The sequence below is a fragment of the Neobacillus paridis genome (assembly GCF_016765675.1).
Lineage (GTDB): Bacteria > Bacillota > Bacilli > Bacillales > Cytobacillaceae > Neobacillus > Neobacillus paridis.
The window spans coordinates 25098-37139 of record NZ_JAESWB010000278.1 but is presented as its reverse complement, the minus strand read 5'-3'; the positions used below and the strand labels follow the sequence as shown (position 1 = coordinate 37139).

At 43.4% G+C, this 12042-nt stretch carries 11 protein-coding genes; 5 read left to right on the top strand and 6 right to left on the bottom strand.

All coding sequences use genetic code 11. From position 1 onward, the window contains the following. Nucleotides 1-414: 414 nt before the first annotated feature. From proC to namA, 3 genes are all read left to right on the top strand, one after another. Nucleotides 415-1248, top strand: a complete 834-nt coding sequence (proC, locus tag JK635_RS17915; protein ID WP_202655309.1) for a pyrroline-5-carboxylate reductase — start codon at nt 415-417, stop codon at nt 1246-1248. Between the two features lie 73 nt (nt 1249-1321). Further along, nucleotides 1322-2476 (top strand): glycosyltransferase family 2 protein, encoded by a 1155-nt coding sequence (locus JK635_RS17910; RefSeq protein WP_235888199.1) that lies wholly within the window; start codon nt 1322-1324, stop codon nt 2474-2476. Between the two features lie 66 nt (nt 2477-2542). Then, nucleotides 2543-3562: an NADPH dehydrogenase NamA gene (gene namA, locus JK635_RS17905; protein ID WP_202655308.1), complete on the top strand. Its 1020-nt coding sequence runs from the start codon at nt 2543-2545 to the stop codon at nt 3560-3562. Nucleotides 3563-3910: 348 nt separating this feature from the next. Here namA and rnz read toward each other — a convergent pair whose 3' ends face one another. After that, a complete protein-coding gene (gene rnz, locus JK635_RS17900) occupies nt 3911-4834 on the bottom strand; it encodes a ribonuclease Z (RefSeq protein ID WP_202655438.1) in 924 nt (307 codons plus the stop codon). Between the two features lie 213 nt (nt 4835-5047). Between rnz and zwf the strand changes: the two genes are divergently transcribed. Further along, nucleotides 5048-6517 carry a glucose-6-phosphate dehydrogenase gene (zwf, locus tag JK635_RS17895; protein ID WP_235888206.1) on the top strand — a complete coding sequence of 490 codons (1470 nt, stop codon included), beginning with the start codon at nt 5048-5050 and terminating at the stop codon, nt 6515-6517. A 39-nt stretch (nt 6518-6556) separates the two neighbouring features. Here the strand turns inward: zwf and JK635_RS17890 are convergent, their stop codons facing one another. The 4 genes from JK635_RS17890 to mce form a co-directional block, all read right to left on the bottom strand. Beyond that, nucleotides 6557-7825 carry a DNA polymerase IV gene (locus tag JK635_RS17890; protein WP_202655306.1) on the bottom strand — a complete coding sequence of 423 codons (1269 nt, stop codon included), beginning with the start codon at nt 7823-7825 and terminating at the stop codon, nt 6557-6559. A 196-nt stretch (nt 7826-8021) separates the two neighbouring features. Continuing rightward, entirely contained in the window at nt 8022-9143 is a 1122-nt protein-coding gene (locus tag JK635_RS17885; protein ID WP_202655305.1) for a M20/M25/M40 family metallo-hydrolase, read from the bottom strand. 81 nt (nt 9144-9224) lie between these two features. After that, nucleotides 9225-10772: an acyl-CoA carboxylase subunit beta gene (locus JK635_RS17880; RefSeq protein WP_202655304.1), complete on the bottom strand. Its 1548-nt coding sequence runs from the start codon at nt 10770-10772 to the stop codon at nt 9225-9227. 5 nt (nt 10773-10777) lie between these two features. Beyond that, nucleotides 10778-11191 carry a methylmalonyl-CoA epimerase gene (gene mce / locus JK635_RS17875; protein WP_202655303.1) on the bottom strand — a complete coding sequence of 138 codons (414 nt, stop codon included), beginning with the start codon at nt 11189-11191 and terminating at the stop codon, nt 10778-10780. Between the two features lie 163 nt (nt 11192-11354). Between mce and prli42 the strand changes: the two genes are divergently transcribed. Continuing rightward, nucleotides 11355-11453 (top strand): stressosome-associated protein Prli42, encoded by a 99-nt coding sequence (gene prli42, locus JK635_RS17870; protein ID WP_202655302.1) that lies wholly within the window; start codon nt 11355-11357, stop codon nt 11451-11453. Between the two features lie 58 nt (nt 11454-11511). On the opposite strand, the gene JK635_RS17865 is transcribed toward prli42, so the two are convergent. Beyond that, nucleotides 11512-11949, bottom strand: a complete 438-nt coding sequence (locus tag JK635_RS17865; protein WP_202655301.1) for a BrxA/BrxB family bacilliredoxin — start codon at nt 11947-11949, stop codon at nt 11512-11514. Nucleotides 11950-12042 lie beyond the last annotated feature (93 nt).

Below are 12042 nucleotides of genomic sequence, written 5' to 3'. Positions count from 1 at the left end.
GTTTAAAGTGTAACGATTTTTTCTAAAGTTGTCATTATTTTTATACGATTATTTTCTAAAAAATCGAAAATTGTGAAATTTACCTCTTGACAGATGGACTGTCTATCCAGCATAATCACTATTAAAACTTTGATTCGTTTTCTTGCGATGAGTAAGGCCAGTAAATGAGAAACGGCGAAAGAGAGTGAGGCTCAACCAGGCTGAAAGGCTTCACCGCCCTCTTGATCATTGAACCTACCTTATGAGCAGTTAGGCAAACCTAACGTATTCCGGCGTTAACGGAAGTTGAGAGAACCTCATGGCAGCAGCTGTTGCTTAAGGTAAATGAAGGTGGTACCGCGGAAGCTAAGACCTTTCGTCCTTTACGGATGAAAGGTCTTTTTATATTTTTAAAACGGAAAGGGGATATATTCGATGAAAAAAATGACCATCGTCGGCGGCGGTTCAATGGCTGAAGCGATTATTTCGGGAATACTTGAAAATGGCTTTGTGAAGCAAAAGAATGTTTGGGTAACAAACCAGTCCAATCAGGAGAGATTACAATATTTGGAGAAACGCTACGGCATCAATGGGACATATGATTTACAAACGCTTTTTGACGGGACTGACATTGTCATTCTGGCCATGAAGCCCAAGGACGCGGCCCAGGCAATTGCCAAAATACGTGGCCATTTATCGGAACAAATGCTAATTGTCTCAGTACTTGCGGGAGTTTCGCTGCAAACCATTGAAAGGATCGCGGGTAAGCAACTGGCGGTTGTTAGAGCGATGCCTAATACATCTGCAGCTGTGGGAAAATCTGCAACGGCGATTGCCGTGAATGAACGTGTGTCAAAGAGTCAGTTAGAAACCACACGGAAGCTGTTCGAAACAGTTGGCTTGGCAACATTTGTTGAGGAAGAGCAGCTAGATGCTGTAACCGGATTGTCCGGAAGCGGCCCAGCCTATATATACTATTTGATTGAGGCGATGGAAAACAGTGCTGTGGAAATTGGACTCGAAAAACAAATAGCAAAACAACTGATTGTTCAAACACTTATTGGGGCAGCAGAAATGGTTAGAAGTTCGGCCAAACCGCCTGAGGAGTTGCGGCGGGAAGTAACCAGTCCAGGCGGCACAACAGAGGCTGGAGTGCGGATTCTTGAAGAAAATGGGGTTCGGCAAGCGTTTATTTCCTGTATTAAAGCAGCCGCCACACAGTCTAAAAAAATGGGGGATGCTTTATCCTCAGAACTGAAAGTTTATTAGTTGATGCATGCCTGCTACTTCACCTCTATCTTTCATATACTGAAAGTAATACTGCGAAAAAGGAATTGGAAAGATGGAAATCATACTTATCGTTTTATTCACTATCGGCATGATTGTATGGCTTGCCTTTTTGGCAGACGCCTTAATAGGACTTAAAAATTTGGATGAGTTAGAGACGCAGCAAGAACTGGAAACCGGAGAGCTATTATCTGTCATTGTTGCAGCGCGACATGAAGAAAAACATATTAAACCAAGTATTTTAACCCAGCTAAAGCAAACCTATAAAAATGTAGAATGGCTCCTCATCAATGACCGCTCTACCGACCGTACTGGGGCAATCATGGATGAATTGGCATTAATAGATTCACGCATTACGGTGATTCATATTAAAAGCTTACCGGAAGGCTGGCTCGGCAAAAACCATGCCTTATATACAGGAGCTTTAAATGCTTCCGGAAAGTGGCTGCTATTTACCGATGCCGATGTCAATTACCAGCCGAAGGCTTTTGCCAAAGCACTGCATTACTTTGAAAGGCACCAACTCGACCATTTAACGGCCGCACCAAACCTAAATGCCAAAAAGTTTTGGCTGAAGACATTTGTTGCCTACTTCCTGTTTGGATTTTCTTTTTATAAACGGCCATGGATGGCTAATAACCCTAAATCAAAAAATGGCACTGGAATCGGGGCCTTTAATCTTGTGAGGAAATCGGCCTACAAGGCATTGGGCACTCATGAAAAAATCAAAATGCGCCCCGATGATGACCTGCAGCTGGGAATGAAGTTGAAAAAGGCGGGTTTCCGGCAGCGAATTGTTACCGCACAGCGATTAATTGAAGTGGAGTGGTACGGCAGTCTTAAAGAAGCATTTGTCGGACTTGAGAAAAATACGTTTGCGGGGTTAAATTATCGCATTGGCATGGTGTTTTTTGCAATATTCGGCGTTTTTGCCACCAATGTGCTTCCATTTATCATGGTTTTTTCCAGCAATAAAGCTATCGCCCTTTTGAGCTTAGGAAATATTATCTTAAGCGGGATTCATTACTTTTTCATCATAAAAAGAATGACGAGCTTCTCCCCTCTCCTGTTTCTCGTCTTGCCAATTACTGCTTTATTGTTTATCTATTCAATTGTCCGGGCGAGCTTTCTCACCTTTAAACGCGGTGGAATAGTTTGGCGCGAAACAACCTACCGTTTAAGTGAACTGAGGGAAAAAGACAAAAGCTAAATTGCACATTATTTTGAGGTCATTTGCTATACTAAAAGTGGTTCAATCTATCAAGGAGGTATCGAAATGACAACAAAATTATTTTCTCCTTATACGATTAAGGATGTTACCTTAAAAAATCGTATCGTAATGTCGCCGATGTGCATGTATTCCAGCCATAATGAGGATGGACATATACAAAATTGGCATCGTACCCACTATACATCCAGAGCGGTCGGACAAGTGGGCTTAATCATTGTGGAAGCAACAGCCGTGACACCGCAAGGACGAATTTCACCACAGGATTTAGGCATCTGGGGCGATGAGCATATTGAAGGGTTCCAGGAGCTTGTCGGCCTTGTGAAAGAGCATGGTGCCAGGATTGGAATTCAGCTCGCCCATGCCGGCAGAAAAGCCGTGCTGGAAGGGGAGATCGTCGCGCCATCAGCGATTGCTTTTAACGAACAATCAAAAAAACCTAAAGAGATGACAAAAATAGAGATTGCAGAAACCGTTGAAGCCTTTAAAAAAGGGGCCGAGCGCGCTAAGAAAGCGGGCTTTGATGTGATTGAAATTCACGGCGCCCACGGGTATTTAATCAACCAGTTCCTATCCCCGCTTTCGAACAAGAGGAACGATGAATATGGCGGGACAGCGGAAAACCGCTACCGGATCCTTCGTGAAGTGATTGATGCAGTGAAAACCGTGTGGGATGGTCCGCTATTTGTTCGTGTTTCCGCGAATGATTATCATGAGAATGGATTAACGCCGGCAGACTACATAATATTTTCTAAGTGGATGAAGGAACAAGGTGTTGATTTAATTGATGTCAGCTCCGGTGCTGTTGTTCCGGCACACATCCATGCCTTTCCCAGCTATCAAGTGCCTTATTCAGAAATCATCAGGAACGAGGCCGGAATTGCAACCGGTGCAGTAGGATTAATTACCTCCCCAATTCAGGCGGAAGAAATATTACAAAATGATCGTGCTGACCTGGTCTTTTTAGGACGGGAATTGCTGCGCGACCCGTACTGGCCGCGGACAGCCGCAAAAGAACTTGGAGTCGAAATTGAAGCACCTAAGCAGTACGAGCGCGGGTGGTTGTAATATAGCAAAATGATCCCGGAGAAATCCGGGACTATTTTTTCGTTTTGATACGGCTGCATTTCTCACAATTTTTCATCACGTTCACCTATGATGAAGGACATTTCGACCAGTTTTTCGTCTCGGTTTGTCCTTCATCCCCTTGATGAAAGACATTTCGATCGGTTTTTCACCTCGGTTTGTCCTTCATCCCCTTGATGAAAGACATTTCGGCCAGATTTTCACCTTGGTTTGTCCTTCATCCCCTTGATGAAAGACATTTCAGCCAGATTTTCACCTCGGTTTGTCCCACATCCTACTTCTTTACGACATTTGCAGCGAACTTTAAGCAATTTTGTCTAAAAAATCAGGCTATTTGTAAGGAATCGTAATCTCCTTAAAATCCTCGGCAATTTCGGTATTAGAAAAGATTTCACGAGCTTCCGCCACTAATTTCAACCAAGCAGCTTTATCGTAACGAGAGCTGATGTGGGTTAGGCATAACTGTTTGCATCCCGCTTGTTTGGCCACTTCAGCCGCCTGGAAGGTAGTGGAATGAAAATAATCAAAAGCAAGCTTCTCCTCCCCCTTCGAGAAGGTTGCTTCATGGATTAACAGGTCGGCCTCTTTCGCCAGCAGAATCGCGTTCTCACAATACCTGGTATCTCCGAGAATTGTCACCACTCTCCCTTTCTGCGGAGGACCGACAAATTCCCCTGCATTAAGTACCCGGCCATCCTCTAACGTTACGGCTTCGCCATTCTTAATTTTTTTAAAAACGGGCCCCGGCCGTACACCGGCTGCTATCAACTTATCAACCAGCAATGTACCCGGCCGGTCCTTTTCGGCAATCCGGTAACCAAAGGACGGGACTCCATGGTCAAGCAGGCGGACTTCCACTGAAAATTGCTCATCTTCAAACACAAGTCCTTCCTCTATTTCAATTATCTTTAACGGATATTTCAAATAGGTCTGGCTGATAGACAAACTTACCTGCAAGAATTCTTTAATGCCTTTGGGACCATAAACAGTAACCTCTGATTCTCCGCCTTGAAAAGAGCGGCTTGCTAAAAGCCCTGGCAGACCATATATATGGTCACCATGGAGATGCGTAATAAAAATTTTTTCAATTCGCCGCGGTTTTATTGTTGTATGTAATATTTGATGCTGAGTAGCCTCACCAGCATCAAACAGCCATACCGCCCCCCGTTCCTCCAGCAGCTTTAATGCTATTGAAGTAACATTACGCAGTTTTGCAGGCATCCCGGCACCGGTTCCCAAGAAAAAAATATCCATCATGAAAGCCTCCGTTCCAATCACTCAATATGGATAATATAGCATAAACGAAATCAATTGCCTAAATCTTTTAAATGGATACATGCAAAGCAATATATTTGAGAAATCTAAAATAAACCGATAGTATTATTTTGTTTCATAAAATACATAGGCAAGTTTTGCTGCATGAAAAGAGGTAACAACATTTTGGAACAAAACATGACGACCTTGATAATGATTTTTGGAGCAACGGGTGATCTAGCTAAGCGCAAGCTTTTTCCATCTCTATACCGTCTATTTGAACGAGGCCGAATAGCGAACCGATTTGCCGTAATTGGTGTTGCCAGAAGGCCTCTTTCGAATGATCAGTTTCAACAATCAGTAAAGGACTCAGTCACATCGGCATTAGGAGCAAAGCAGAACCTAGATCAATTCGCTTCCCATTTTTACTATCAGTCACATGATGTAACAGATTCCAACTCCTATATTGCTTTAAAAAAGCTTGCCGATGAGATCGATACCCACAATCATCTTGAAGGCAATCGCATCTTTTACCTCGCAATGGCACCGGAGTTTTTCGGGTCGATTGCCCTGCATTTAAAAGCAGACGGGTTAACAAACGTTAAGGGGTACAAACGCCTGGTCATTGAAAAACCATTCGGGCATGACTTGGAATCGGCTAAGGAATTAAACGAACAAATTAGAACAGCCTTCTCCGAAGAGGAGATTTATCGGATTGACCATTATTTAGGAAAAGAAATGGTTCGCAATATTGAGGTAATCCGTTTTGCCAATGCGATTTTTGAGCCGCTTTGGAATAACCGCTATATCTCCAACATTCAGATTACTTCGAGTGAGACCCTTGGGGTTGAAGAACGGGGGCGCTATTACGAATCGAGTGGGGCATTGCGTGATATGCTGCAAAACCATATGATGCAAATCGTCGCACTGTTGGCAATGGAGCCGCCAATCAGCCTGACGACAAAAGAGATCCGTTTGGAAAAAGTAAGGGTCTTTCGCTCACTTCGCACCATCAAAGGTGAAGCAGTCAATGATTATTTCGTCCGCGGACAGTACGGGGAAGGAGAAATTGATCAAAAAAAGGTTCCTAAATATCGTGATGAACCAATGGTTAACAATGAATCCAATACCGAAACATTTGTTGCCGGAAAAGTGATGATTGACAATTTTCGCTGGGCTGGCGTACCATTTTACATCCGAACAGGAAAAAGAATGGAAACGAAATCGACAAAAATTGTCATTCAATTTAAAGATATTCCGATGAATTTATATTATCGGCCGGAAAAAGAGCTAAGCCCAAACTTGCTGGTGATTCATATTCAACCGGAGGAAGGTATTACGTTGCATTTGAATGCCAAGAAGGCTGGCAGTCACCTTGATGCCCAGGAAGTGAAATTAAGCTTTTCAAATACAGGCACATATGCGATGAACACCCCGGAGGGTTATGAAAAACTGCTATTCGACTGCATGCGCGGCGATGCCACGAATTTTACCCACTGGGATGAAGTGGCCTATTCCTGGGCCTTTGTGGATGAAATCTCGAAGGTTTGGGACCAAACGAAGGGAGACTTTCCAAACTATGATGCAGGCACAATGGGACCAAAAGCGGCCGATGAACTGCTGGAAAAGGACGGCTTTTTCTGGTGGCCTATAAATAATTTAGATGTTGATAATTGTAGATAAAAAAAGCTCTACATGCTGATTTGCCAGCAAGTAGAGCTTTTATTCTTTTTCGGGTTCACGACGGCGCAGGAAATCTTTATTAAAGCTGGTTGCGGTACCAATTGTATGATTTGGATCGACTTTATGGGAACCAGCCGATTCAATAATATTTTTTCCATATTTCTCCCTTAAACTTGAAAGGGCATGCAGTAACGGCTCTTGCTTGGCATCTTTCTCGTAGGAAAATAAATCCAACTGTTTATAAGCATGATCTTGCTCAATCAAATCGGACCCAGTGATCCCTAACAACCGAACCGGGTCTCCATTCCAATTCTTGATTAGAAGCTCTTTGGCGATGGATGCCACATCTTCTGGAAGTTGAATTGGATTGGCAAGTTTTTTACTTCTGGTTATTGTTTTTCGGTCCTTATAGCGAATGGTTATGGCCAAAGTAGTTGCGAAGACATTTTTTCGCTTGAGTCTGACCGAAACCGTTTCAGACAGTGATTCCAGTACATGGAAAAGTTCTTGTTGATTGCTAACATCCTTGGGAAGAGTCGTAGAGTTGCCAATACTTTTAAATTCCTCAATAGCTTCCGGGTCAACAGGCCGTTGGTCCTTTCCATTTGCCCGCTCTTTTAAACGAAGTCCATTGATGCCAAGAAGAGATTTAAGCTGGAGATCATTCGCACTGGCTAAATCTCTAATTGTATGAATTCCAATCGTGGCAAGCTTCTCCGCCGTTTTTTTACCAACCCCATGCATTTGGTTCGTCGCAAGCGGCCAGAGTACAGTAGGAATGTCACGTTTACGAAGAATGGTAATTCCGAGCGGTTTTTTCATATCCGAGGCCGTCTTGGCCAAAAATTTATTTGGAGCAATTCCAATGCTGCAAGGTAAATCAAGCTGTTCAAGAATCCGCTTTTGAATGCTTTCGGCAATTTCAAGCGGCGTTCCAAGCTCAAAGCTTTCGGTAATATCCATATATCCTTCGTCAATGGAAACAGGTTCAACAAGCGGGGTATAATTCCGTAAAATTCCAAACATCGCCATTGAAGCCTTCCGGTAACGCTCAAAATTTGGTTTTCTAACAATCAACTGCGGACAGAGCTTTTTCGCTTCCCACAGCGGCATTGTTGTTTTCACTCCAAATTTCCTAGCCTCATAGCTGCAGGTTACAATGATACCTCTCCGTTCTTCAGGATTGCCGGCAATCGCCAGCGGTTTCCCCTTTAGGGTTGGGTCATAGGCCATCTCCACCGAGGCATAGAAACTATTCATATCAACATGTAAAATGACTCGTCCGTTTTTCGGATACATCTCTTTCATGCCGACACTTCCTTACAAAATAATCTCTTTCCATTATATTAATATTAAATGAAAACTCGCCGATTGACGAGTCCGTTAGGGCGGTTCATGAGACGTAGTTGAATGGATGCGACATAGGAAGGATAAAATTAGCAAAAATTTTTCTTCCCTATTAATCCAAAAAAGAGAGCCCTAAGTGTACGGGCTCTCCAGCAAATTATTGATTTGTCACGACATCGATGATTGCCAACGTCATTTCTGCCAGCTTGTATAATTCCTCAAGCGGCATCCGCTCATTGGTCGTATGAATTTCTTGATAACCAACAGCCAGGTTAACAGTTGGAATATTGAAGCCATTAAAAACATTGGCATCGCTGCCGCCGCCGCTCTGCTGCAATTCACAACTGCGCCCAATTTTTGCCGCTGCTTTCTTGGCGATTTCAACGACTTGGTCACCATCGCCAAATTTGAAGCCAGGATACATGATTTCCACATTCACTTCTGCTTTTCCACCCATTTCCGCAGCAGCCGATTCAAATGCTTCTTTCATTTTCCTTACCTGGGCTTCCATTTTTTCCGGAACAAGCGAACGAGCCTCCGCTAAAATATCGACGCGGTCACAAACGATATTGGTTGCCTGTCCGCCTGCAAAACGACCGATATTCGCCGTTGTTTCCTGATCAATTCTTCCCAGCGGCATTTTTGCTATCGCTTTGGCAGCGATCGTGATTGCAGAAACCCCTTTTTCAGGAGCAACCCCGGCATGCGCCGTTTTTCCGTAAATGGTCGCTGTCACTTTTGCTTGTGTTGGCGCTGCGACTACGACGTTCCCAACTAAGCCGTCACTATCAAGTGCATAGCCGTATTTAGCTTTTAACAGCGACGGGTCGATTGCCTTCGCCCCTTGCAGGCCGGACTCTTCACCAACAGAGACCACAAATTGAATTAATCCATGCGGCAGATTTTGTTCCTTCAGCAAGCGGATCGTTTCCAGCATAACGGCAATCCCGGTTTTATCATCAGCACCTAAAATGGTCGTTCCGTCTGTCACAACAAAGCCGTCTTTAATCGATGGCTTCACACCTTTCGCAGGTGTAACGGTATCCATATGACAGGAAAAATAAATCGGGTCGACGCCCTCTTTCGAAGCCGGAAGCGTGCAAATTAAATTCCCGGCTCCATGTCCTGTTACTGCGGTTGTATCATCTTCAAAAACTTCAAGACCTAAATCGGTAAATTTTTGTTTTAAAACTTTGGCAATTTCTGCTTCGTATTTTGTTTCTGAATCAATTTGTACAAGCTCTAAAAATTCCTTTAACAAACGTTCTTGATTCACCATTGTTGTCCCTCCATAATATGTACTCACTATATCAGTATACCTTTACCGATTCCCCGCTTCAAATCAGGGAGATAGATAAAATTATAGTGGAATGTTTCCATGTTTTTTATATGGCCGGGTTTCCTTCTTATGACGAAGCATTTCTAAAGCTTGGATGATTTTGATTCTTGTCTCGCGAGGGTCGATGACGTCATCAACCATCCCTCTTGCAGCTGCTACATACGGATTGGCAAATTTATCACGATATTCTTCAATTTTCTGCTGTCTTGTTTGCTCCGGATTTTCACTGTTCTGAATTTCTTTCGCAAAAATAATATTGGCTGCCCCCTGTGGGCCCATGACGGCGATTTCCGCATTTGGCCAGGCGAAAACAAGATCAGCGCCAATTGATTTACTGTTTAATGCCACATAGGCCCCGCCGTATGCTTTGCGTAAAATAACCGTTAGCTTCGGTACGGTTGCTTCCGAATAGGCATATAATATTTTCGCCCCGTGACGAATGATCCCGCCATGTTCCTGTTTTACTCCCGGAAAGAAGCCGGTGACATCTTCAAAGGTGATAATTGGGATATTAAAGGAATCACAGGTTCTAATAAACCGGGCCGCTTTATCGGAGGAATCGATATCCAGGCCGCCGGCCATTACCTTTGGCTGGTTGCAAACAAGGCCGACCGTCTCCCCTTTTATTCTTGCAAATCCAACAACTATATTTCTCGCAAAATCTTTTTGAATCTCCAAAAAGGAGTCATGATCAACAACCTGTTCAATTACCACCCTGACATCATATGGCCGCACCGCATCAAAGGGAATCACATCAGTCAAGTCTGGACGATAATCATCTGATTCCTCCACGGCAGCAACTGGCGGTCTCTCTTGATTATTTTGAGGTAAATAGCTTAATAGTTTGCGAACCTGATGGAGAACTTCTTCTTCCGTCTTCGCACGAAAATGGGCGTTCCCACTAATGGTATTGTGAACATTTGCACCGCCAAGGTCTTCGGCGGAAATTTTTTCTCCGGTAACGGTTTCAATTACCTTTGGTCCGGTAATAAACATCTGGCTAGTTTTCTCCACCATGAAGACAAAGTCAGTAATGGCCGGTGAGTAAACTGCCCCGCCAGCACATGGTCCCATAATCACGGAGATTTGCGGGATGACACCGGAATAAACCGAGTTGCGGTAAAAGATGTGTCCATATCCATCGAGGGAAACAACACCTTCCTGAATCCGCGCGCCCCCTGAGTCATTCAGTCCGACAAACGGTGTCCCGTTTTTTGCCGCTAAATCCATAACCGTAGCAATCTTCTTCGCATGCATTTCTCCCAGAGCACCGCCAAACACAGTAAAATCCTGTGAAAACAAATAAATCGGCCGGCCATTGACTTTTCCGTACCCGGTTACAACCCCGTCACCAGGTCCTTTTTGCCCATCCATGCCAAAATCATTGGTGCGATGCTCAATAAAAGGATTCAGTTCCACAAACGTTCCTTTGTCAACTAACAAGTCAATTCGCTCGCGAGCGGTTAATTTTCCCTTTTCATGCTGTTTATCGATTCGTTCATCGCCACCGCCCAGTTCTACCTCTCTGCGCCTGTCATATAACTCATTGATTCTTTCATAGATATCCATCCCAATTACCCCTTCTTTACTTTCTTTTCACAAAGCTCGAACAACACACCTGAAGCTGATTTTGGATGCATAAAGGCAATATCGGCGCCTCCTGCTCCAGGTCTTGGACTGTCATCAATCATGCGAATCCCTTTTTCTTTTAGTTCAGCAATTCTCTTTTCAATTGATTCAACGCCCAGTGCGACGTGATGGATGCCTTCGCCACGTTTTTCGATAAATTTGGCAATCGTACTTTCCGGAGACATCGGCTCAAGCAGCTCTAATTTTGTTTCCCCTGCTTGCATGAAAGCAACTTTCACTTTTTGACTTTCTACCTCCTCGACCCTTAACAAAGGGATTCCTAGTACTTCCGTGTAAAAAGGCAACACTGCTTCCAGAGATTTAACAGCAATTCCAATGTGGTCGACTTTTTTAATCATTTATACCCCTCTTGTTCAAATTATTATAATTTTCGACATTTATTGTATTCGTGATAAATGTCATAAATCCTTCCTAAAATGAACAGTAGTTTCCGGTTGTCCATTTTGGTTTTTCCCTGTAAAATGGAGTTAAAACTTTAGGTTGTAAGGGAGGTTTGCTCAGTTGTCTAAGAAAAAAACACAAAAGATTATCGTTTATTTAATGTTGTTTGCGATGCTGGCCTCTACACTCCTTTTGGGGATCGCCAAATTTCTTTATTAAAAAATTGTCTAAAAAGGGGCCAATCTCTGAAATGAGATTGGCCTTTTTGAGTAGACAGTTAAATTTCTTCACAATATTTATCAAATTCCTGCTGCAGTTTTGCCACAACAGCTGCCGGATCATGCCCTTCGATTTGATGACGTTCCACCATGGTACAGATTTTACCGTCTTTTAATAGGGCAAATGATGGTGAGGATGGCGGGTAGCCAGTAAAATAGCTTCTTGCCTTCTCCGTTGCTTCTTTATCCTGACCAGCAAACACGGTCACAAGATGATCTGGACGCTTATCATAATGAATCGCATGCGCCGCTGCCGGGCGGGCAACACCACCGGCACAGCCACAAACCGAATTTATCATCACTAAAGTTGTTCCTTTACGTTCAAATGCTGTTTCCACTTCCTCAGGAGTGGTTAATTCTTCATACCCTGCTTCGGCAATCTCCTGCCGTGCTTGGCGGACAACATCATTCATGAAAAAATTAAAATCCATACTCATATCTTCTCACTCCTTTATAAATCCTATATTTACATATTAACAGTAAAAATAATCTTATTACAAATTATAATTCTTATTTTCTTGGAATGAAAT